A 22,821-nucleotide genomic window follows, 5' to 3' on the forward strand; every position below is an offset into this window, starting at 1 on the left:
TCCTACTTTTGCATCACTTTAAAACAACGAAGTAATTGGTTTCTTAGCTCAGTTGGTAGAGCAATGGATTGAAAATCCATGTGTCCCTGGTTCGATTCCTGGAGAAACCACTTAAACCGCCTTTCATTAGGCGGTTTTCTTTTCAAAACTGTTTAAAGTAAATTTGCAGATTATAATATTTATTATTACATTTGCACCACTTCAAAAATGAAGTATAAAACCAAATGGTTTCTTAGCTCAGTTGGTAGAGCAATGGATTGAAAATCCATGTGTCCCTGGTTCGATTCCTGGAGAAACCACTTAAACCGCCTTTTTTAGGGCGGTTTTTTTGTTTACTCTATTTTGGGAAAGTTTCGTTATTCATATAAAATCAAAATTAAGTATCTTCGCTTCTTTAAATTTATAATTAGAATGAAAAATATTATCTCCGGATTATTTATTTTTATCAATATTTTTATTTTGGCTCAGGAAGAAGGAATTAAATTTGACCAGAGTAATTTTAAAGACCTTCTTGCTAAAGCAAAAAAAGAAAAAAAACTTGTATTTATAGATGCTTACGCAGTTTGGTGTGGTCCGTGCAAAATGATGGACAAAAATGTTTTCACACAAAAATCGGTAGGAGATTATTTCAATAAAAACTTTGTGAGCTCAAGAATCGACATGGAAAAAGGCGAAGGAAGAGAAATTGCCCAAAAATTTTCGGTGCGCTCCTATCCTACTTTTCTTTTTTTAAATGGAGACGGAGACTTGGTCTCTCAAAATTACGGCTACATGGAACCAAGCCTTTTTCTTTCTATGGCACAAGATGTAAATGCCGTAAATTCTAAAGAAGGTTCATCTAAAGAAAGATTTGCTAAAGGTGAAAAGAGCCCGGAATTTCTAATTAATATTATGAAGCTTCATTCAAATTCAGATTATGAGTTTGCCAGAAAAGCTTCTGAAAGATATTTTGAAAACAAGCCAAAAAATGAAGAGTTTACAAAAGATGACGCAGGATTTTTATTCTATTTCCTTAAATCTTCTGAAGATCCAAATTATAAAACCTTTGTTACTAGAAAAACTGAAATTCTAAAGTTTCTACCTGAAGAAAATTATAATGAATTTAACAACCAACTTGTATTAGGAAAAGTTGTTGAAGAATCTATTGACGAGAAAAGTAAAAAAATCAACGATGCCTATTTTCTGAAAACGGCAGAACCTTTGGTTGGAAAAGAAGCTGCTTTAACAAAACTTAATCAAACTAAACTGGCTTACTACGAGCAAAATTCCAATTTCCCTGAGTATGAAAAAGTGGCTTTAGATTATTATAAAAACTCCGATACATTTGAACCGAATGAGCTTTTAAAAGCAGCATGGATATTTTCAGATCATGTAAAGACACCCTCTTCTTTGAAAAAAGCTGCAGAATGGGCTGAAAAATCGGTTATGCGTGGTGAAACATCGGAGAACACTTATATTTTAGCTAAAATTTACTTTAGTTTAGGAAGTAAAGATTTAGCTAAAAATTTTGCTGAGCAATCTAAAAATATTGCCAGTCAATCTGGTAAAGACGCAAGTTTAGCACAAGCATTATTAAATCAAATTAAATAAAATATACATTTTGAAGTATAAAATTTTTATAGTTGCATTAAGTTTATTTTCAGTAATAAATATTAATGCACAGGAAAATCAGGCAGAAGAAATAAAATCTGAAACTGATAAAAAAGTATACCTAAAAGGAAATGCTTTATTTGTTCCTATCGGAATTATTAACTTAGGTTTAGAGCATCAAATAAATCAAAAAATAACAGTACAAGGAGATGTTTTTATTTCTCCCTGGAAGTCATTTTCTGGTCATGAGCTACAATATTATTCTGCATCGATAGAAGGAAGATATTATTTCAGAGAAGCATTTGAGGGATGGTATTTAGGTGCAAACATTGGCGTATCTTCTTTTGTTTTACAGAAATGGAATTACTGGAACGATGATCCATACCCAAGTAAAAATGAAGAAAATGTAATCTATACAAACTCAAATCTTTATCAAAAAGGATATTCTTTTTTAGCGGGAATCACTGCAGGTTACCAGTTTAGACTGTCAGATAACTGGAGAATGGATTTATATGGTACTATAGGAACTTCACAGGACTTTTACAAAGGATATGACAGAGTATCAGGAAAAAGATATGATGAAAAACCTTATGGTTACAACAGAAGCGGCGAAATAATTCCTTACAGAGGAGGAGTAATGATTTCTTACAGATTAAAATAAAATGAAACTACTAGGAAGAAACCATATCATTATATCGGTTATTACATTTGCAATATTATTCCTGATGAATTACTTGGGAAATCATGAAGCCGATAAATTAGAACGTGCGTTAATGACCGCTTTTGCAGGCGTTATCGGTTTATCAATCGGACTTTTTATTCTGAATAAAGGAAAGGATGATAAAAATCCGCCACAGAATTTTGATTGAAAAATAGTGAATGGTCAAAGGTCAATCCGCGCTAATCTTGTGAATTTTAAAATGTATTTTAAGATTGACTAGCAAATCTACATAATTCATTAACAAATAAATAGCATAAAAAAGTCAACTGTAAAATTTACAGTTGACTTTTTTAATCTTGATAAACAATATATTTCTTTCTTATTTTTTCAAATTTCTCTAAATCTGATTTCCAGGAAGATTTAATTTCTCTTTCAGATTTGCCCGAGACAATTTGTTTTCTCAGCTCATCGCTTCCTGCTAAAGTATCAAAGAAAAGATTTTTAAGGAAGAAATCTTGTTGAGGGTTTTTGTAATTTTTATACGCCTTGATCAACCATTCCAGATTGATTTCTTGCAAGTTTTTAGAATGATCTGAAAGATTTTCTCCATAGCATAACTTCCCATTCAGAAAAGGGTCTTTTGCTCCAAAATTTGGTTTTGGAGTAAACTGGTAAGGCAGATCTTTTGTCCATGGTGAACCATACACCTGAAACGGAAGATCAGTTCCTCGTCCTACAGAAACTTGCGTTCCTTCAAAAAAACATAAGCTTGGGTATAAGTTAATTGATTTATCATTCGGTAAATTGGGCGAAGGCTTATCTAAAATTGCATAGCGCTTTTTCTTGTGATAATTCTTCATTTCAATCAAAGTATATTTTGCCTGAACTCCGTTTTTTAACCATTTTTCACCGTTTACCATTTTTCCGTATTCACCGATGGTTAAACCGTACACAACAGGAACTTCATGCATCCCGACAAAGCTTTCCCATTTTTTCTTTAAAACTGGTCCGTCAATATATCCGTCGTGAGGATTTGGTCGGTCCAGAACCATAATTTCTACATTATTTTCGGCTGCAGCTTCCATCAAATATGTTAAAGTTGAGATGTACGTATAAAATCTTACTCCAACATCCTGAATGTCGAAAACAACAACATCAATACCTTTTAATTGTTCCGGTTTTGGTTTTTTATTATTTCCGTAAAGAGAAACTATAGGAATTCCTGTCTTCACGTCTACTCCGTTTTTCACTTTTTCGCCTGCATCTGCATCTCCTCTGAAACCATGTTCAGGTGCAAAAATAGATTTGACATCGATTTTATTTTCAACTAAAAAATCAACAATACTTAAAGTATCTATCTTCATTGCTTTTGCACAACCTGTCGAAGGATCTTTTGCTGCATTATAATATTTCACTCTTGTTACAAGCCCAGTCTGGTTGGTTACTACCGCAACTTTTTTATTTTTTAGAAGTCCAAGATATTTTTCCGGTTGGTCTGCACCGGTTTTAAAACCCTCTTTATTTGATGTCTGAGAATAATATTGACTGAATACTCCTAAAAAAATTAGGCAAATAAGAACTAATGTTTTAATTTTGAAATTTAAATTCATAAGCTTGAAATTTCCATTATATTTCTCCCGAAAAATAGCGTTTTCCAAAGATAACAAAAATAACCTTTCTCGGGTTATCATCTTCATCGGCAGACTGTCTGTGGCTTTGGGAATTATCGTTTCGCTCATCACTGTTTCTACAGGATTGGGTTCAAAAAAAGCGATTAAAGAAAGACTGGGAGATTTCAGCGGTCATATTACGGTACGATCTACCAAATCAAATTCATCTTACAATACTTCAGTTCTAGATAATCAGGGATTAGATATTAAAAGTATTAAGGCATTTCCCGATGTTGCTACAGTTCAGGGATATGCAATGGTAACCGGAATTATGCGTAACGAACATAGTTTTGCCGGAATTATTTTCAAAGGTGTCGGTAAAGATTTTGACAGTTTACGATTTAAAAAATTCCTGACTGCCGGAAAAACCCCCTTCTTAAATGGCGAAGGTTATAATAACGGCGTTGTTATTTCAGAAAAAATTGCCAATGACCTTCATCTGAAAGTGAATGACAGCATCGTTACTGTTTTTTCAAAAGCTGATCAAAAACCAATTTACAGAAATTTTGAAGTCGTGGGAATTTACAAAACCGACATCAAGATGATTGATGATCAGTTTGTAGTAGGTGACATCAATCACGTAAGAAGAATTATGGATATGAAGCCTGATGAAATCGGGGGACTGGATGTATTCTTTAAAAACATTAATAATATCGATGAAGATTTTCCGCAGGTTGAAAAATTTATCGGCTATAAAAATTACGCAGAAAAAGCAACTGATAAATATCCGCAAATCAATGACTGGATCGGGCTTTTCGACACCAATATCGGGATTATTATTTCGATTATGCTTTTGGTAGTAATCATCAACATCATTATGGTATTGCTGATTTTAATTATTGAAAGAACCAACTCGATTGGTTTGCTAAAAACTTTAGGCGCAACCAACGGACAGATTCGTGCGACTTTTATCAATTATACTTTGATTATTATGGTTCCCGGACTTTTGTATGGAAACCTCATCGGTCTTGGACTTTTAATTACCCAAAAATACACAGGAATTATTAAATTAAATCCTGCCAATTATTACGTAAGCGTTGTTCCTGTAGACCTTAATCCGTGGATCATTATTTCTATTTCGGTAGGGATCTTAATTATTTCCGGAATGGCTTTGGTGATCCCAAGTTATCTGATCAGTAAAATTTCTCCTGTAAAAGCGATTAAGTATAATTAGTGAATTGTCAATTTAGCTTCGCTAGTGAATTGTGAATTATTAATTACAAATCTTGCTTTGTGTAAAGTTTGTCATTTCGTAGAAATCTAAGCTAATATTTTGCTATTCAACTGTTGAGATTCTTGCAGAATGACAAAGTAAGCGAATATTTGATATTAAATACTTTTGAGATTGCTTCGTCACTACGCTCCTCGCAATGACAAATAATTCTGATGGATACAAATATCGTAGCCCCGATTGCAGTGGAAATCCTTTTTTGAAAAAAAAGATTGCAACGGAAAGCGGGAAAAAGCTCCTAATTAAATTCGTGTGTAATAGCGTTGGAGAGTTTCGTCGAAATATTATTAATTCTTCATTTTTAATTATTAATTATCTGAAAACTGTATCTTTGCCACGCAGAAAAAACATTTATGAAATCGCTGTGTAGGCTCTTAAATCACAGAAGCTCACGAAAATAAGCGATAACATATGACCTTTAAAAAGACAATAAAAGCTACATATGAAATACGCAGAAAATATACTCGAAACCATTGGAAATACCCCTCTTGTAAAGCTTAATAAAGTTTTGGGTGAAGATTTCCCGGCATTGGTTTTGGCAAAAGTAGAAACTTTCAACCCCGGAAATTCGGTAAAAGACAGAATGGCTCTGAAAATGATTGAAGACGCCGAAAAAGACGGAAGACTAAAACCTGGAGGAACCATTATTGAAGGGACTTCAGGAAACACAGGGATGGGATTGGCTTTGGCAGCCATCATCAAAGGCTACAAATGTATTTTTGTGACCAACGCTAAACAGTCAAAAGAAAAATGTGATATTCTTCGTGCCGTTGGAGCTGAAGTGATCGTTTGTCCTACAGACGTAAAACCTACAGACCCACGTTCTTATTATTCAGTTTCAAAAAGATTGGCAAAAGAAACGGAGAACGGATGGTACGTTAACCAATATGATAATTTATCAAACAGAGCTGCTCATTACGAGTCTACCGCTCCGGAGATCTGGGAACAAACGGAAGGAAAACTGACTCATTTCGTAGTTGGAGCCGGAACGGGCGGTACTATTACAGGTTGTGGAACCTTCTTTAAGGAGAAAAATTCTGACATCAAAGTAATTGGTATCGATACGTATGGTTCTATCTTAAAAGAGATCCACGAAACGGGAGAGATCAATCTAGGAAACGCTTACAGCTACATTACAGAAGGTATTGGTGAAGATATTCTTCCTGAAAACTACGATATGTCTGTGATCGATCATTTCGAAAAAGTGACCGATAAAGACGGTGCTATCTACGCAAGAAAACTGGCTAAAGAAGAAGGTATTTTCTGTGGATATTCTGCAGGAAGTGCAATGGCAGCTTTGGTTCAGATGAAAGATCAGTTCACAAAAGATGATATCGTTGTGGTACTTCTTCACGATCACGGTTCAAGATACGTTGGGAAGATCTACAACGATGAATGGATGAAAGAAATGGGCTGGTTAGACTAATCGGCTTTTCATTATAAAACAAAACTCAGAGTATTTGCTCTGAGTTTTTTATTTATTTCTAAATCTATTGTCAATAAGATGTTGATTATCGTCTTAAGGACATTTAGTTCTCTATTTCAAAACATTAGTCTGTACCGCCTGTTTCAGCAATTCGAAATCGGCCTCCTGCATTGATTTTTTGGGAAACATGTAATTGAATTTTCCTTCTAAGCCGATAAATTTATCGCTAATCTCGGCTGCTGTAAATTCTGTCCAAAGACTGGTTTCTTTATTGTCGTTAAGGTTTACTTTAAAAACTTTAGTATTAAACTGAATTTGATAAATTTCTGTATTTTCAAGAGTTTTAAGGTATTTAACCACTTCTTTTTTCCATTTTGACACCTTGTTGATTGCTAAAGATAAATAGACCGCACAAAGCAGGAAAAGAAAACTCACAAAGTATAAAATCCCGAATTTTTCTTTACTTAAATCATCTTTAAAGTAAAATAAAACCAACAAAATAACAGCAACTACGATTGTAGTGATCAGTTTTCCTTTCACGGTAGGTGAGAAAAAAAGACTTCCCTGATCTCCATGAAGGTAAATCTCTTCAAAATCTTTTTTGTTGATCTGTAAATTAATGATTTTATCGTCATTGAGTCTGGCCATAGAATGAGTTTTATAGTTTACAAAACTAAATTAAATATCTTCATATTTCTCATTTATTGCCGAAAGTTTTTGCATTAATTCACGGTTGACCTGATTTAAATTTTTCATTTTCTGAAGCATATTGTTGATAACTTCCAAACCGGGAAGATTAATTTCTAAGTCATAATGCCAATTGGCAAATCTCTCAAATGTAGGAAGATCTTCGTACATCAGATACCGAATTTCATTATCCGTTTCTATATTAAGCAAGCCGGAATCTACCAATTCATCAAAAAAAGTAATTTCAATATTATAAATCTGTACGAGCTCTTCGCGTGATATTCTTTCACTCATAGCTTAGGAATTTTTAAGTTGTTCAAAAAGTTCTTTCTGCTTGTCTGTAAGATCAGTCGGTAATTTTACATCATAGGTTGCAAACAGATCACCGAACTGTTCTTCTTTTTTATAGACCGGAAAGCCTTTTCCTTTTAATCTTACCGTTGTTCCGTTTTGGATTCCGGGTTTTACTTTCAGATTAACACTTCCGTCCAAAGTATTTACAGTAACTTCGCCACCTAAAACTGCGGTGTAAAGATCTATCGTCACTTTAGTTTTCAAATCATCTCCCACTCTTTCAAAATTAGGATCCGGATTAATATTAAAAGTAATGTACAAATCTCCACTTGGTCCGCCATTAACACCCGGATTTCCATGACCTTTTAATTTTATTTGCTGTCCGTCATAAACTCCTGCAGGAATCGTAATTCTTACTTTTTTACCATTGATATCAAAAGTTTGCTGATGAGTTGTTGCGGCATCTTTTAGGTTTAAATTTAATTCAGCCTGAACATCCTGACCTTTAAACTTTCCGGAAGCACTTCCGCGCGAACTTCTTCCGAAACCTCCTCCTGCTCCGCCAAACATACTTTGGAAAAAATCTGAAAAATCTTCACCTTCCCCGAAATCAGCACCAGAAAATCCGCCGCCGTAATTTCCGCCTTGATATTGCTGTCTTTGCTGTTGCTGTGCTTTTTCGTATTCTTCACCATGCTTCCAGTTTTCACCGTATTTATCGTATTTGGCACGATTCTCAGGATTACTGAGTACTTCATTAGCTTCATTCAGCTCTTTAAACTGTTTTTCTGCTTCTTTGTCGTTCGGATTAAGGTCTGGATGCAGTTTTCTTGCCTGCTTTCGGTACGCTTTTTTAATATCGTCCTGCGTTGCGCTTTTGTCTACGCCTAAAATTTTATAATAATCTATATAAGCCATAGAAACGAATGTTTACTCAAATTTAGAAAAATTAAGGCGAACATACCTCTTAGAAATTGTTAAAAATAAATCTATCTTTGATAAAAATCAGGCATAAAATCGCAATTACTTATTTGAATCTCAAATACCAATTAAATTAGACGATTACATATTGCTTAAAAACAATAAATATCCACCTATGAAAGAAGTTTTAAAAAACTATTCCGGAATTTTGCTTTTACTTATTGGAATTACCGTAGGAAGCATTATCGGTATTGTGGCACCACAAATCGTGGAATTTATAAAACCGCTTGGTGATATTTTTCTTAATCTTCTTTTTGTAAGTGTTGTTCCACTTGTATTTTTTGCCGTTTCCAATTCTATTGCTTCTCTTGAGCAGGAATCTAAGTTTGGTAAAATTCTTTTAATAATGTCTTTTACATTCTTATTCTTCATACTGACTGCTGCCCTTTTCACCATTGGTACGGTGTACCTTTTTCCCGTTTCATCGATATCAGGAAGTACAGAATTGATTGCAGAAGCCACCAAAGAAGAAAACTGGGGTGATAGAATTGTAAGCTTTTTTACCGTAGGTGAGTTTACAGAATTGTTTTCACGAAAAAATATGTTGGCTCTTCTTATTTTTGCCTTCCTCACCGGTTTTGCAGCCAGAAAATCAGGTGAAAGCGGAAAACCTTTCAGAGTTTTTATTGCTTCAGGCTATGAAGTAATGAAAGAACTTCTTATCATGATCATGAAAATTGCACCCATCGGTTTGGGAGCCTACTTTGCTTACCAAGTTGCCACATTAGGACCTCAGCTTTTTGGTTTTTATGCTAAACCACTTGGCTTATATTACGTTGCAGGAATTATTTACTTCTTTGTATTTTTCACACTTTATGCATTTATGGCAAACGGACAAAACGGAATTAAAAGTTTCTGGAAAAACGCCATTCTTCCTACCTTAACCGCTTTAAGTACATGCAGCAGTTTTGCAACAATGCCCACGAATTTAGTAGCTGCATCAAAAATCGGAATTCCAAGTTCGATTGCCAATTTGGTGATACCGATTGGAACGACATTGCATAAAAACGGTTCGTCGATGTCTTCGATTATTAAAATATATGTGGCTTTTCAGATTATCGGGAGAGATTTTTTTGAACCTTCCAATCTTTTATTGGCTTTAGGGATCACTGTTTTTGTAAGTATCGTTGCCGGAGGAATTCCGAATGGCGGTTATATTGGCGAAATGCTGATGATTTCTGTATACAGTTTACCACAGGAAGCCATTCCTGCAGTTATTATTATCGGGACTTTGGTAGATCCATTGGCAACAGTTTTAAATGCTGTTGGAGATATTGTAGCGGCGATGTTTGTGAATCGGTTTGTGAAGGTCTGATTTTTTTAAAACACTAATTACACGAATTTTTTTGCACGAATTTTCACTAATGATTTTATAGCTTAATAAGCTGCGTAATTTGCCAAATCTGCGTGAGATTTTTTAATTTCTATCTCGCAAATTATGCTGAATCAGCAGATTTTATTCACTTCGTCTTACATCCTCAAGATTTCCAAGTTCTTCAAGCGTGAACAATCTGTAATGAACTTTAAACGTTTTGCCTAAAGGAGTTTCAAGGGAAAATCCGCCCGGTCCGAAACCTTCTAAAATATCTAATGTAAAATGAGAATATTTCCAATATTCGAAAAGATCACGGTCGATCCAAAATTCATGTCCATTGATGGTTCCTATCATAGCGTCATTCATTCTTGGGAAGTAGCCGCCTTTTTCAAAACATTGTGGCTGTGTTCCCTCGCAACAGCCTCCTGCTTGATAAAACATCAAATCACCATGTTTTTTTTCTAATTCCCAAATCAGCTCTAAAGCTTTTTCTGTTACTGAAAGTCTTGATATTTTATTTGTTTCCATTTTATTTTCTTTTTATTGATTGGTTTTTTCAATCAAGTATAACATAGTTTTTGTCATTCCGTAGGAATCTACACTTAATTAAATTAAAAATTGTTAGAAATAATTTTTTTTAATTTTTAAGTAATTGTTTCAATCCATTATTTTTTGAGATTGCTTCGTCGCTTCGCTCCTCGCAATGACAATTTATAAAGTTAAAAAACCTGACAACATAAAATTGTCAGGTCCCACTAAACTTCAATATACTCTAATTTGCTGAGCCAGCAATATCTAAGACTATTCTGCCATCAATTTGTCCGGCCTTCATTTTATCAAATACTTCATTGATGTCTTCTAATTTTGCTGCTGTGACAGTTGCTTTTACCAAACCTTCATTGGCAAAATCTAATGCTTCCTGCATATCTTTTCTCGTTCCAACAATAGAACCTCTTACGGTAATTCTTTTAAGAACGGTCTCAAATATCGGAAGTTCAAACGAACCTGGAGGAAGACCATTCAAAGCAATGGTTCCTTTTCTTCTGAGAACGTCGATCCCCTGTTTAAAAGCTATAGGCGAAACAGCCGTGATCAATGCGCCGTGCATTCCGCCGACTTCCTTATGTAAATACTCTCCAGGATCTGTGTTTTTTGCATTGACCACTAAATCTGCTCCTAATTTTTTTGCTAATTCTAATTTATCATCCGCTACATCAATTGCTGCAACGTGCATTCCCATTGCTTTTGCATACTGAACTGCAACATGTCCTAATCCGCCTATTCCTGAGATTGCAACCCATTCTCCGGGTTTTGTTTCTGTTTCTTTTAAGCCTTTATAAACAGTCACTCCAGCGCAAAGAATCGGTGCAATTTCCAAGAAGTTGACATTTGATTTTAAATGTCCTACATATCTTGAATCGGCAATCACATATTCTGCAAAACCTCCATCTACACTATACCCACCATTTTTCTGAGCTTCACACAATGTCTCCCATCCTGTAATGCAGTAATCACAACATCCACAAGCTGAATACAACCAAGGAACTCCTACTGCATCTCCTTCTTTTACGTGAGCTTCCGGTCCGCAAGCCACTACAATTCCTACTCCTTCATGACCGGGAATTAATGGCATTTTTGGTTTTGCAGGCCAATCTCCGTCTACTGCATGCAAATCGGTATGACAAACACCACAGGCGATTACTTTTACCAATACTTCATATCTTCCGGGTTCTCTTACCGGAACTTCCATAATTTTTAACGGCTGTCCGTAGCCTTGAACTACGGCGGCTTTCATTGTTTTTGGAATCATAGTTTTTACTTTTTATTAGATTTATTTTAATTTGTTAATCGTTGTTCTTTTTTAACGCAAAGATTTATTTTGAAGCTGCATATTTTAAAGGAGCAAAGGATGAAATCAATGAATTGATTCTGATGAAGCTTTTGCTTGCTTGAGATTCTTTCTATCTACTTTTTATTAGGCTGACTTTTATTCTTGTTATTCAATTATCTTTATTAAAAAGCCTTGTCATGGTTCAGAACCTTGACAAGGCTCATGAGAATAAAATTCATAAGAATTCCTGCTCATCTAATTTGGGTAAGATAAGTGAGAAATAAGTCTGCTTTTGCGTGAGGGATAGGAAGGGTCTCGCTGAAAGCGAGAGTGCGGAGCGAAGCGGAGTACCGAAACGAAGTGCAGCCCTGAATAGCCCGACCGTTTTGCCCTGACCAAAGCCAAGGCAAACGGGCACGCCCCTAGTATTTAAAAATTAAAAGAATCCTAATTTGTTTTTGTTGTATGAAATCAACATGTTTTTGGTTTGACGGTAATGGTCTAACATCATTTTGTGGTTTTCTCTACCGATACCCGACTGTTTGTACCCTCCAAACGGAGCTCCTGCAGGATATGAGTGATATTGATTGACCCAAACTCTACCCGCCTGAATCTGACGCGGCACATTGTACAACTGGTGTGCATCTCTCGTCCAAACTCCTGCTCCCAATCCGTAAATGGTATCGTTGGCGATTTTGATTCCTTCTTCTTCGTCTTTGAAGGTTGTGAACGCCAGAACAGGTCCGAAAATTTCTTCCTGGAAGATTCTCATTCTGTTGTTTCCTTTGAAAATAGTCGGCTGAATGTAATATCCTTCATCTAAACCTTCTCCAACATGATTTACATCGCCACCCACTAAAACTTCAGCGCCTTCTTCTTTACCCAATTTGATATAAGATAGAATCTTATCTTTCTGAATTTTTGAAGCCTGAGCTCCCATCATTACCGTTTTATCTAAAGGATTTCCTACTTTAATGGCTTTTACTCTTTCGATAACTTTTGCAATGAAAGCGTCTGCAATATCTTCCTGTACCAATAATCTTGACGGACAAGTACAAATCTCACCCTGATTTAAAGCGAAAAGCACTGCTCCTTCAATTGCTTTGTCTAAAAATGCATCGTCTGCATCCATTACCGAACTGAAGAATACGTTTGGAGATTTACCTCCCAATTCTAAAGTCACCGGAATGATATTTTCTGTTGCATACTGCATTACCAAACGACCTGTTGCTGTAGAACCTGTAAACGCTGCTTTGTTTACTTTTGGATTGGTTACTAAAGCTCTTCCTAATTCTGCTCCGAAACCATTAACGATATTCACAACTCCCGCCGGAAGTAAATCGCCAATGAGTTCCATTAAAACCAAAATAGAGACAGGTGTACTTTCTGCAGGCTTTAAAACTACGCAATTTCCTGCTGCCAAAGCCGGAGCTAATTTCCAAACCGCCATAAGAATTGGGAAATTCCAAGGAATAATTTGTGCAATGACGCCCAATGGTTCATGAACGATTAATGAAACTGTGTCTTTATCTAATTCGTTATGAGAACCTTCTTCTGCTCGGATGACCGATGCAAAATACCTGAAATGGTCAACAGCCAAAGGAATATCTGCCGCTAAAGTTTCTCTTACTGCTTTACCGTTATCAATTGTCTCAACGGTTGCGATATATTCTAAATTCTGCTCAATCTTATCGGCAATTTTATTCAGAATGATGCTTCTTTCTGTAGATGACGTGTCTTTCCAGGTTTGGAATGCTTTTTCTGCTGCATTTACTGCTAATTCTAAATCTTCTTTTGATGAGTGAGCTGCCTGAGTGAAAACTTTTCCGTCAACCGGCGAAACTACATCAAAATACTGCCCGTTAACCGGTGCTGTAAACTTTCCGTCAATATAATTATTGTATTGATCTTTAAACTCCGGCCACTGTAAAGTGGTAGATGATTGTTGTTCTGTTGTTGTGCTCATATTAGTAAGTTTAATTTTATCTAAAGCCAAATTACACACAGATAAGAGAATTGAATAGCAGAATCCTACAAAAGAATACTAAAATCCTACATCATTCTAATTTTATCATTTCATTAACAAAGAATTCCTCAATTAATTTCTATATTTGAATATACAGGTCTTGAAAAATGTTTAGAAATGAATGATAACAAGTTTTTATTAAATACTCCTGAATTAAAGAAGGAAAGCCAGCTTCTGAACTTGGTTGAAAACCAGACATTATTCAATCTAAATAATTGTGAATTCAGTATTTACGAAACCCACAAGTCTGCTTACGGCGTAAAACTGCACTTTGACAATATTGCATTCACAGCAATGCTTCGCGGTAAAAAGCATATGAAGCTGGAAAATAAGACCAATTATTTTGATTATCATCCCGGAGAAAGTGTTTTGGTCGCTCCCGGAGAAACCATGGTCATCGATTTTCCTGATGCAGACGAAACTCCTTCTCAATGTATTTCTTTAAGCTTAAACCCGGAATTTATTGAAAATTCTCTGAATCATCTCAACTACAATCTTCCAAAAGTAGACGAAACCTCAACATGGAATATGCAACTGGATGAATATTTTCTGTTTAATAATCAGTCTTTAGTTTCTGCCACAAACAATATTATGAGAATTGCGATGGATGATAATTCGCAGAAAGATATTATGGCAGATTTTGCTTTAAAAGAATTATTAATCAGGCTGATGCAAACTCAGGCAAGAACTATGGTAGAAAAAAATATTGCTAAAAATAAATCAAGAATCGGGTTTGTGGTAGATTATATCAAGAAAAATATTCACCAAAAACTTTCTATTGACAGCATTGCGAAATTGGCTTACGTAAGCAAATCTAATTTCTTTAAAATGTTTAAAGATGAACTGGGAACTTCGCCCAATGATTTTATTCTTCAGGAACGCATTAACAGGGCAAAAGAACTTTTAGCTTTAAATAACAGCATCAAGGAAACCGCTTTTCAAACCGGTTTTTCTGATACCAATTATTTCACACGGGTTTTTAAACAATTGGTTGGAGTAACGCCAAAAAGTTATCAGAATAAAATTATTATTTAGACTTTTTATGAGGTTTTTCGCTCTTTTTATAGTTTTCTTACTTACACAAAATTTTTTAGCTCAAAATATAAAAATTGAATATCGGAATTCAGGCTATCAAAGTGATGGAAGTGGAATTTATGACAATCAAGAAATTATCAAAATTTATCCCGAAAAGAATAATTATAAGTTAGAATTTACACAACTAAAGAAATTCTACATTTACAACGATTCCACTAAAAAAGATACCAGATTATCAATCAATGAAATTCATACTACAAAAAGGAATTTAAAAAGTTCTCTCGTTGATAATTTAATCTCCGAATTAGGTCAAAATAAAAATAATTTCGATTACGAGCTAATCAGAAAACAAATAAAGTCATCAATATCAAAACAAGATATCATTAAACTAATTAAAGTAAATGATATTTTCTACAAAATTGGAGATGAACAAACAAAGGAAATTAATAAATCTGGAAAACAGAAAATAAAAGATATTAAAGAGTTCAAACTATTTGATAAATATCTTGAATTCATTAAGCCATCTGACTCAATTATAACAGTTTATTCACATGGATTGAATTCAGCCATAATTAGTTATCAAAACGAAAAATATATACTTAATTTTTTAAATCCTTTGGGACAACCAATAGATGGAAAAAAATTATCTGTTAATTTAGATGTCAACACCGCTTTAAATAAAATACTTCCAGAAAAATCACTTTTAAGAAAAAACTTGACCGCAGATTCTTTATTAGACAAATATATTTATTGGTATTTAGATAATTATTATAAATATTAAAAAACAAAGCACCTCAAAAGAGATGCTTTTCTATTTATCCTTTATAACCATAATACCTCGCTCCTTTCAACACAGGATTTTCCAATTCTACAGATTCTAAACCAAATCCGTTGTAATCTGGATTTACAGAATATTCCAATTGTTTTCTGTGAAGCTTTTCGTAAGTATCAAAATCAATGGCTAAACGGTTTTTAAGATTTTCAAATAAATCCCATTTTGCAACCACATTTTTCCAATTTTCAGAAACTTTTCCAGCAAAAACTTTTGATTTTGAACCGCTTCCGTAACCAACAAATCCTATTTCTTCATCAGCCAATTCTTCGTTTTCATTAAAAGAAGTCTGTAAACCTGAAAGTAAAGCCATAAAAATCGAAGCAGTGTACATATTTCCTATCTCCGAAGATGCACGTTGTGTTTTTTCAATTTTACTGTTGATGAATTCGATATAATTTTCAGACTTTGCAACTGCTTTTTGTTCGTCAGCATTTGAATAAGGAAGTCCGTTTTCTAAGCTGTAAATTTCTGTAAAAACTCTTTTCCCATGAAATGCATACGGAAGGTGGAAAATAAGATATTTCCAATTCTCAGAAGGTTTTGTTTTGCCTGAAACTTCCTCATAATGCTGATAAGCTTCCCTAATCCTATCCTGATAACATTGGTTGGAATATTGCCCGTCAAAAACAGGTTCATCCGTGAAAATTTCTATTTTGTCAGGAAAAGATTCAGGAGCGTTTGCCAAATCTTCTTTTTTGAAATGTCTTCTAGGTTTAAAAAAATCAAAAACAGATTCTGTAGCAACCCCCCAATTATTTTCAATCTCAATTAAATTAGATTTTGCAGAAACCAATAAAGCAACTGCACCTCCACCTTGAGTATATTCACCGGAAGAAGCCAGCTCATATTTAGCATAATCACTTGCAATAACCACTGCTTTTTTATCAGGATTTACTCTTACAAAATCTAAAGAATTGTGAAGTGCATCAACCGCGCCAATGCAAGCGAAAGTCATATCTACCACATCACAGTTTTTGAAACATCTTTCTCCAAACTCTGCTTCCAAAACTTTTTCTACCATCTGCATTGCATAAGAAGCTGTTGGCTTAGCGGCATCGATTGCGCTCTCTGTTCCTAAATAAATACGGGAGATTTCTTTTGGATTGATTTTATAGTCTTTTATTAATTTTAATAAAGCTTCTGCAGCGAATGTAGCAGCATCTTCATGTAGATCGGGGAAACCCATTTTATGTAAGCCTAATCCTTTTTCCAGTTTTGCAGGTTCAATTCCTCTTTTTTCTGCTAAATCTTTAATTTCCAAATACAAAGAAGGCACATAATAAGTTGCTGCCTCAATTCCAAAACTCATAATCGTCAAATTTTAAACTAATTTATGAAAGATGTAATAAAAAACACTGGAGAATCGTCTATTTTTTTACCGATTACACAAAATTTCATCAATAAAAAAGCACCTCATGAGAGATGCTTTAGTTATGATATAGATATTTATCTATTTAAAATTTTCAATCGCTCTATTGATTGCGTCAATTTGCGGATTGATGCTTGATGCTTTTTGCGGATTCTGCTTAAGAAGTTCCATTTTCTTATTCAGACCGTCTTTCAGCATTTGAGTAATCATCATTTTTACTTGCGGATTATCTCCCATTTGTCCTTTAGCCTGATCTAAAATTTTTGTAATACTTTCTGTAGCTTTTAAATTATCCGAAGACATAATCCAGTTATAGCCTTCTTCAGCCACTTTTCCCAATTCAGGATTCTGGAATTTCACAAAAGGATAAAATGCTGCAATCGAAGCAATATTTGCCATCTGAGAAGTCACTTTATTTTTAACCACGACAGGCAATAACTGAGTAAGCATTTCTTCAGAAGCACCATCCAATTCAATTTTATCAGCTAAACCATTTACTTTTGAAGGGTCAACAGCAATAATTGCCGCCAGAGAGTTTACTTTTACAGAATTGGAAACCGCATTTACACCTTTTTCAAAAATCGGGACATATTTCTTGTCTTTCGTTTTCGCCAAAGCCGCAATTGCAACACCCTGAACCAAAGTTTTAGGATCATTTGAAGCCAGTTTTTCGACATCGCTTCCCAAAGCTTTCATTTGCTCAGAATTACTTAGATCCATCAACTCCAAAGCCTTCATTCTGATTCTGAAGAAAGGATCTTTTATAGCTGCTGCCAATAATTTTGTAGCCGCAGGATTTTTTCCTACCTGATCCTTTATCGCATTTAAAGCATTGTATCTGCTTTTAAATTCTTTAGAATTGGTAAACTGCAGGAAATTCTGTTCCGGAGTTTTAGATTCAGTAACATCAGCTACCAAGACTCCGTCTGCATTGATGTTAATTAAATCCGGATTTTTAGACGAATCGAATGTAAATGTATTTTTTGCAGTCGCATTCGCCCAAACATTATATCTTTTTGGCTTACCGTTATCATAAACATCAATAGCTAAAGGAAATTCAAAAGGTAGATCCTGAGATTGATTCAAAGTAACCGTAACCTGTTTTTTTACAGGCTCAAAAGTATAAGTGTAATTTAGTTTAGGATTTCCGCTTCCGAAATACCACTGATTGAAGAACCAGTTTAAATCTTTACCTGAAACTTTTTCAAAAGATAATCTCAACTGATGTGCTTCGGCATTTTTGTATTCATTGGTTTTCAGATAATCTGTAACTCCTGCGAAGAATGCATCATCACCAAGATAGTTTCTCAACATATGAAGAATTCCGCCTCCTTTTTGATAGGTTACCAAATCGAAAACATCTTCACGAGAACCGTAATCAAATCTTACTAAATCTTTTTTGAAATCTGAAGGATTATGAATGTAATGATTCACATCTTCCATCTGATGATAATCTGCTTGGTCTTTTCCGTATTTGTATTCGTTCCAAAGGTATTCTGAATAGTTAGCGAAAGATTCATTCACTGTAAGATTACTCCAGCTTTCTGCAGTAACTAAATCTCCAAACCAGTGGTGGAACAATTCATGAGCGATGGTATCTTCCCATTTGTTTTCATCAATTAATTGTCCCGGTTTTTGAAGAATATCACTTCCGTGAAGCGTTGCAGTGGTATTTTCCATCGCTCCAGAAACGTAATCTCTACCAGAAATTTGAGCATATTTTGCCCAAGGATAATCGTAGCCTAATTTTTTAGAGAAAAAATCGATCATTTCCGGTGTGTTTCCGTAAATCTGTTTTGCATATGGTTCGTATGCTTTTTCGATATAATAATCTACAGGAATATTTTTCCATTTGTCTTTTACAACAGCATAATCACCAACTCCCATAAAGAAAAGGTAGGTAGAATGCCTCTTATCCATCACCCAATGGTCGGTTCTTAAATCGTTGGATTCTTTTTTAGATTCTTTTAAAATCCCATTAGAAAGAGTAACATATTTATCAGGAACCGTCATGAAGATTTCCTGAGTGGTCTTCTGATTCGGTTTATCGATTGTTGGAAACCAAGCTGAAGAAGATTCAGTTTCACCCTGAGTCCAGATTTGCGTTGGTTTATCAGCTTCTTTACCTTGAGCATTGATGAAATAAAGACCTTTTGCATCGTTGATTGCCGCACTTCCCTCTTGTTTCACTTCATTCGGACGGGAAGTGTATTTGATGTAAACCGTATAATCCTGATTTCTTGTATACGCTTTATCTAAATTTATCTTTAAAACATCATTTTTATAATCATATTTTAAAGGAGATTTTTTACCGTTATTATCTAAAGCCACTTCATGAATCAACATTCCTTTTGCATCAAGCGTCAATTCATTAGAAGGATAAAAGTACGGAGAAGCTGTTAACCATTCTTCACCATTCATCTGCTCTTTTTGATAATCAAAATTGACTTTAAGTTTAGTGTGTTTAAGCTCTGTAACTTTTGTATGCGTTGCTCTGTAGACTTTTTCTCTTCCCGAAGTTTCTGTTTGTGCAGATACATTTGCGGAGAATAAAACTCCCAGTATTGCGATAGATAAAATGGCTTTTCTCATCCTTTTCTATATTATTATTTTTTTTTGAATTATTTTTTAATCAGAATATCAAAAATATCGTTGACCAATGTTTCGTAATCACCTTTTTTCAACTGCTCTTTAGTTTTGCAAACGCTTTTTTCAGTTCACTTTCCGGATTTTCATCGTCGATAATTTCAATATCATTAATTCCTTTCACCTGAAGCAAAAGTTCTTTTAATTTTTCAACATCCGTATTTTCTTCAATGGTGATTTTTAGTGATTTCATAAGTGATAAGTAGAAATTTTGGCGTGAAAGTTACAAAAAAAGTGAAGTTTTGTACTTCACTCTATCCTTTATTAAGGAGATTTTTTAAATTATCAGGATTACCTTTCGATGGCAGAAATAATAAAACTTCGACAGAATCAATTTTAATATCAAAATATACTTTTACTTGTTTCTTTCCTAATAAAGCAAATCGTAGTTTGTTATCTGAGTTTACTGTAGGATAAGAAATTATTTTGTCATTTAATGATTGTTTGAATTTCTCCAAATCTTTCTTAAACAATTTTAATTCTCTTTCACTCCATCGGTGATTCAAAAAATCAGTGATTTCTTGAAGACTTTTAATAGCATCTTTCGAAAAAACAATTTTCATTTCTTATTAAAAATCGAATCAATTAATTCTTCCGAAAACTCTTCATATTCGCCATTTTTAATTTGATTTCTGCTTTGCTCAATTACTTTTGCAAAGGCTTCTGAATTCTCAAGCTCTTCCCACGAATAAGTTTTATCGTTTTCAGAAATCTCAATATGATTAATTCCTTTTATCTGAGACAAAAGTTTTTTAATGAAAGGAATATCTGCATATTCGTCTAAACTGATTTTAATTTCCATAATTTCAGGATTTTAATCAAAGTTAATGATTTTATTACTAAAAAATTATATCGCAACAGGAGCTTTAATTCCCGGATGCGGATCGTAATTTTCTAAAGTAAAATCTTCAAAATTAAAATCAAAAATATCTTTAATTTCGGGATTGAGTTTCATTGTTGGCAAAGCTCGTGTCTCTCTGGAAAGTTGTTTGTTAACCTGTTCAAAATGATTATTGTAAATATGTACATCCCCAAAAGTATGTACATAATCACCAACTTCAAGACCTGTAACCTGCGCAACCATCATCAATAAAAGCGCATAACTTGCAATATTGAAAGGAACACCCAAGAAAACATCTGCACTTCTTTGGTACAATTGAAGCGACAATTTTCCATCTGCTACATAAAACTGAAATAAAGCATGGCAAGGTGCCAAAGCCATATTCGGAATTTCGGCAGCGTTCCATGCAGAAACAATTAATCTTCTGGAATCAGGATTTTTTTTGATTTGTTCGATTACTTCAGAAAATTGGTCAACCACTTTTCCGTCGGCGCCGCTCCAACTTCTCCATTGTGCGCCGTAAACTGGACCCAAATCTCCATTTTCATCAGCCCACTCGTTCCAAATAGAAACTCCGTTATCGGTAAGATATTTGATATTGGTATCTCCTTTTATAAACCAAAGCAATTCATAGATAATAGATTTCAAATGAACCTTTTTGGTCGTAACCAAAGGAAATCCTTTTGATAAATCGTAACGTAACTGATATCCAAAAACACTTCTTGTTCCTGTTCCTGTTCTGTCGGTTTTATCGGTTCCGTTATCTAAAATATGCTGAAGTAAATCGAGGTAGTTTTGCATTGCGAAAAATTATCCCTCAAATTTAGAAAAAACTAAGTTTAAAATCTTCATTTCAAAACTAAAGTTATCCATATCAATACGATTTCAATTTTCTATCAAAAAAAGCATCCACAAAAAATGAATGCTTCTATAAATTTATTTTTAACGAAATTAAACTGCTGTGTAACCTCCATCAACCAAATAATAACCTCCCGTCATAAAAGATGATTTATCAGAACTTAAGAAAAGAACCAATTCTGCAACTTCTTCAGACTTTCCTAATCTTCCCATCGGATGTTTTGCAATCAATGTTTTTTTATGTTCTTCATCCAATTGATTTAAAAGAGGGGTATCAATATAACCAGGTCCAACCGCATTACAACGAATATTTTTCTGGCCATATTCTGCTCCGATATTTTTTGTTAAACCCACAACAGCGTGTTTAGTAGAAGTATAAGCTGATGATAATGGAGCCGCAACTGTTCCGTGAATTGATGCGATGTTTACGATAACACCACCTCCATTTTTTTCCATTTGCGTCAATTCGTATTTACAACCGTAGAAAACGCCATCGAGATTAATATCAATTACTTTTTTCCATCCATCAAGACTGTAATCTCCCGTTTGGTTTGCTTCACCGCCAATTCCGGCATTGTTACAAGCAATATCTAATCTTCCGTAAGTATCAACGGTAGCTTTTACCAAAGCTTCAACCTGTTCCGGATTTGAAGTATCGGCTTTTACAAAACTTGCTTCACCGCCTTCCGATTTTATCTGTTCAACTGCAGATTTCCCATGCTCTTCATTAATGTCTGAAACGATAACTTTTGCTCCTTCTTGAGCGTATAATTTTGCGATAGCAAGTCCAATTCCTGAACCCGCACCAGTAACCAATGCTACTTTATTATTTAAAATTTTCATAATAAATGATATTTAATTATGATATTAAATCAACAAAAATTATGCAAACAGAGGTTTTTAAAAGTTAATAAATTCACAAATGATTCTTTTTGAATCAATGATATTTTCAAACTTAAAACTACTGAAGCTCAATAATTTTCTGATTCATCGTATTGAGCGAAAAAGAATCGTTTTCCTGTTTTCCATTCATTGCTTTTGCTAAGGGAGATTCCGGAGAAATACAGATAATTTTTTGATTTTCAAAAGTAATTTCACCCAAAGAAACCGAAATAAAAAACAAACCTTTTTCAGTTTTTACAACCGCGCCTTTTTCTGCTTTTTCCGACTGTTTTGGAAGTATTGTTTTCAGAAAATCCTGTTGCTTCAAAACCTCATTTAATTGAACCTGAAGATTATTGATTTCCTGCTGAAGCATTTCTCTTCCTGTTTCATATTTATCTCCCATTGAACTTTTCGTATCGTTGCTTGATGCACGAGTTTCAGAGATCAGTTTCTCGAAGTTGTTTATTTTTTCAGAGAGTTTTAATTTAACAATATTGATAAGTGAAGATTTGTTCATATTAAATTTTGGCTAAAGCCTTTTCTTTAATTCATTAAAAAAACGGGCTAAAGCCCGCTCTATTTATAATATATTTTTAAAGTTATGTATTTTGATTTAATCTTAAAAGAAAAACTTAGCTTA

General features: G+C 34.2%; 23 protein-coding genes and 2 tRNA genes. 10 read left to right on the forward strand and 15 right to left on the reverse strand.

The window, feature by feature from the left end:
- The first annotated feature begins 37 nt into the window (after nt 1-37).
- From BUR17_RS08385 to BUR17_RS08405, 5 genes are all read left to right on the forward strand, one after another.
- Nucleotides 38-110 (forward strand) — tRNA-Phe (locus tag BUR17_RS08385).
- Between the two features lie 116 nt (nt 111-226).
- Nucleotides 227-299 (forward strand) — tRNA-Phe (locus BUR17_RS08390).
- Between the two features lie 112 nt (nt 300-411).
- Nucleotides 412-1,590, forward strand: coding sequence for a thioredoxin family protein (locus BUR17_RS08395; protein WP_074229849.1), 1,179 nt, complete (start codon nt 412-414; stop codon nt 1,588-1,590).
- Between the two features lie 10 nt (nt 1,591-1,600).
- Nucleotides 1,601-2,251, forward strand: a complete 651-nt coding sequence (locus tag BUR17_RS08400) for a DUF3575 domain-containing protein (protein WP_084550471.1) — start codon at nt 1,601-1,603, stop codon at nt 2,249-2,251.
- Between the two features lies 1 nt (nt 2,252).
- On the forward strand, nt 2,253-2,459 hold the full coding sequence (locus BUR17_RS08405; protein WP_074229850.1) for a hypothetical protein: 207 nt from the start codon (nt 2,253-2,255) through the stop codon (nt 2,457-2,459).
- 142 nt (nt 2,460-2,601) lie between these two features.
- On the opposite strand, the gene BUR17_RS08410 is transcribed toward BUR17_RS08405, so the two are convergent.
- Nucleotides 2,602-3,861 (reverse strand): exo-beta-N-acetylmuramidase NamZ family protein, encoded by a 1,260-nt coding sequence (locus BUR17_RS08410; protein ID WP_074229851.1) that lies wholly within the window; start codon nt 3,859-3,861, stop codon nt 2,602-2,604.
- A gap of 4 nt (nt 3,862-3,865) precedes the next feature.
- On the opposite strand from BUR17_RS08410, the gene BUR17_RS08415 reads away from it, so the two are divergent.
- On the forward strand, nt 3,866-5,095 hold the full coding sequence (locus tag BUR17_RS08415) for an ABC transporter permease (RefSeq protein ID WP_074230265.1): 1,230 nt from the start codon (nt 3,866-3,868) through the stop codon (nt 5,093-5,095).
- Between the two features lie 499 nt (nt 5,096-5,594).
- Nucleotides 5,595-6,578 (forward strand): PLP-dependent cysteine synthase family protein, encoded by a 984-nt coding sequence (locus BUR17_RS08425; RefSeq protein ID WP_074229853.1) that lies wholly within the window; start codon nt 5,595-5,597, stop codon nt 6,576-6,578.
- Nucleotides 6,579-6,689: 111 nt separating this feature from the next.
- Here BUR17_RS08425 and BUR17_RS08430 read toward each other — a convergent pair whose 3' ends face one another.
- The 3 genes from BUR17_RS08430 to BUR17_RS08440 are packed head-to-tail and all read right to left on the reverse strand — an operon-like array spanning nt 6,690 to nt 8,477.
- Entirely contained in the window at nt 6,690-7,226 is a 537-nt protein-coding gene (locus BUR17_RS08430) for a hypothetical protein (RefSeq protein WP_074229854.1), read from the reverse strand.
- 30 nt (nt 7,227-7,256) lie between these two features.
- Nucleotides 7,257-7,559 carry a chaperone modulator CbpM gene (locus tag BUR17_RS08435; RefSeq protein ID WP_074229855.1) on the reverse strand — a complete coding sequence of 101 codons (303 nt, stop codon included), beginning with the start codon at nt 7,557-7,559 and terminating at the stop codon, nt 7,257-7,259.
- A gap of 3 nt (nt 7,560-7,562) precedes the next feature.
- Entirely contained in the window at nt 7,563-8,477 is a 915-nt protein-coding gene (locus BUR17_RS08440; protein ID WP_074229856.1) for a DnaJ C-terminal domain-containing protein, read from the reverse strand.
- A 178-nt stretch (nt 8,478-8,655) separates the two neighbouring features.
- Between BUR17_RS08440 and BUR17_RS08445 the strand changes: the two genes are divergently transcribed.
- Complete coding sequence (locus tag BUR17_RS08445) at nt 8,656-9,855, forward strand: dicarboxylate/amino acid:cation symporter (protein ID WP_074230266.1); 1,200 nt, start codon at nt 8,656-8,658, stop codon at nt 9,853-9,855.
- Nucleotides 9,856-9,996: 141 nt separating this feature from the next.
- Here BUR17_RS08445 and BUR17_RS08450 read toward each other — a convergent pair whose 3' ends face one another.
- From BUR17_RS08450 to BUR17_RS08460, 3 genes are all read right to left on the reverse strand, one after another.
- Complete coding sequence (locus BUR17_RS08450; protein ID WP_074229857.1) at nt 9,997-10,383, reverse strand: DUF779 domain-containing protein; 387 nt, start codon at nt 10,381-10,383, stop codon at nt 9,997-9,999.
- Nucleotides 10,384-10,627: 244 nt separating this feature from the next.
- Complete coding sequence (gene adhP, locus BUR17_RS08455; protein ID WP_074229858.1) at nt 10,628-11,665, reverse strand: alcohol dehydrogenase AdhP; 1,038 nt, start codon at nt 11,663-11,665, stop codon at nt 10,628-10,630.
- Between the two features lie 457 nt (nt 11,666-12,122).
- On the reverse strand, nt 12,123-13,652 hold the full coding sequence (locus tag BUR17_RS08460; RefSeq protein WP_074230267.1) for an aldehyde dehydrogenase family protein: 1,530 nt from the start codon (nt 13,650-13,652) through the stop codon (nt 12,123-12,125).
- Between the two features lie 177 nt (nt 13,653-13,829).
- Here BUR17_RS08460 and BUR17_RS08465 point away from each other — a divergent pair, with 177 nt between their 5' ends.
- Nucleotides 13,830-14,747 carry a helix-turn-helix domain-containing protein gene (locus BUR17_RS08465; protein ID WP_074229859.1) on the forward strand — a complete coding sequence of 306 codons (918 nt, stop codon included), beginning with the start codon at nt 13,830-13,832 and terminating at the stop codon, nt 14,745-14,747.
- A 7-nt stretch (nt 14,748-14,754) separates the two neighbouring features.
- Complete coding sequence (locus BUR17_RS08470; protein WP_074229860.1) at nt 14,755-15,528, forward strand: hypothetical protein; 774 nt, start codon at nt 14,755-14,757, stop codon at nt 15,526-15,528.
- A 34-nt stretch (nt 15,529-15,562) separates the two neighbouring features.
- On the opposite strand, the gene BUR17_RS08475 is transcribed toward BUR17_RS08470, so the two are convergent.
- The 8 genes from BUR17_RS08475 to BUR17_RS08510 all read right to left on the reverse strand — a co-directional run bounded on the left by BUR17_RS08475 (nt 15,563) and on the right by BUR17_RS08510 (nt 22,698).
- Nucleotides 15,563-16,891: a hydroxymethylglutaryl-CoA synthase family protein gene (locus BUR17_RS08475; RefSeq protein WP_074229861.1), complete on the reverse strand. Its 1,329-nt coding sequence runs from the start codon at nt 16,889-16,891 to the stop codon at nt 15,563-15,565.
- A 141-nt stretch (nt 16,892-17,032) separates the two neighbouring features.
- Nucleotides 17,033-19,543 carry a M1 family metallopeptidase gene (locus BUR17_RS08480; protein WP_074229862.1) on the reverse strand — a complete coding sequence of 837 codons (2,511 nt, stop codon included), beginning with the start codon at nt 19,541-19,543 and terminating at the stop codon, nt 17,033-17,035.
- 88 nt (nt 19,544-19,631) lie between these two features.
- Nucleotides 19,632-19,790 carry a hypothetical protein gene (locus tag BUR17_RS08485; RefSeq protein WP_228418639.1) on the reverse strand — a complete coding sequence of 53 codons (159 nt, stop codon included), beginning with the start codon at nt 19,788-19,790 and terminating at the stop codon, nt 19,632-19,634.
- 61 nt (nt 19,791-19,851) lie between these two features.
- Nucleotides 19,852-20,160, reverse strand: a complete 309-nt coding sequence (locus BUR17_RS08490) for a hypothetical protein (protein WP_074229863.1) — start codon at nt 20,158-20,160, stop codon at nt 19,852-19,854.
- Nucleotides 20,157-20,399 carry a hypothetical protein gene (locus BUR17_RS08495; RefSeq protein WP_074229864.1) on the reverse strand — a complete coding sequence of 81 codons (243 nt, stop codon included), beginning with the start codon at nt 20,397-20,399 and terminating at the stop codon, nt 20,157-20,159. Before BUR17_RS08495 ends, BUR17_RS08490 begins: the two co-directional genes overlap by 4 nt.
- A 45-nt stretch (nt 20,400-20,444) precedes the next feature.
- Entirely contained in the window at nt 20,445-21,239 is a 795-nt protein-coding gene (locus tag BUR17_RS08500; RefSeq protein WP_074229865.1) for a thymidylate synthase, read from the reverse strand.
- 150 nt (nt 21,240-21,389) lie between these two features.
- Entirely contained in the window at nt 21,390-22,139 is a 750-nt protein-coding gene (locus BUR17_RS08505; protein WP_074229866.1) for an SDR family NAD(P)-dependent oxidoreductase, read from the reverse strand.
- Nucleotides 22,140-22,257: 118 nt separating this feature from the next.
- Nucleotides 22,258-22,698 (reverse strand): GreA/GreB family elongation factor, encoded by a 441-nt coding sequence (locus tag BUR17_RS08510; protein ID WP_074229867.1) that lies wholly within the window; start codon nt 22,696-22,698, stop codon nt 22,258-22,260.
- Between the last annotated feature and the right edge of the window lie 123 nt (nt 22,699-22,821).

Origin of the sequence: Chryseobacterium scophthalmum, assembly GCF_900143185.1 — a bacterium.
Classification (GTDB): Bacteria; Bacteroidota; Bacteroidia; order Flavobacteriales; family Weeksellaceae; genus Chryseobacterium; species Chryseobacterium scophthalmum.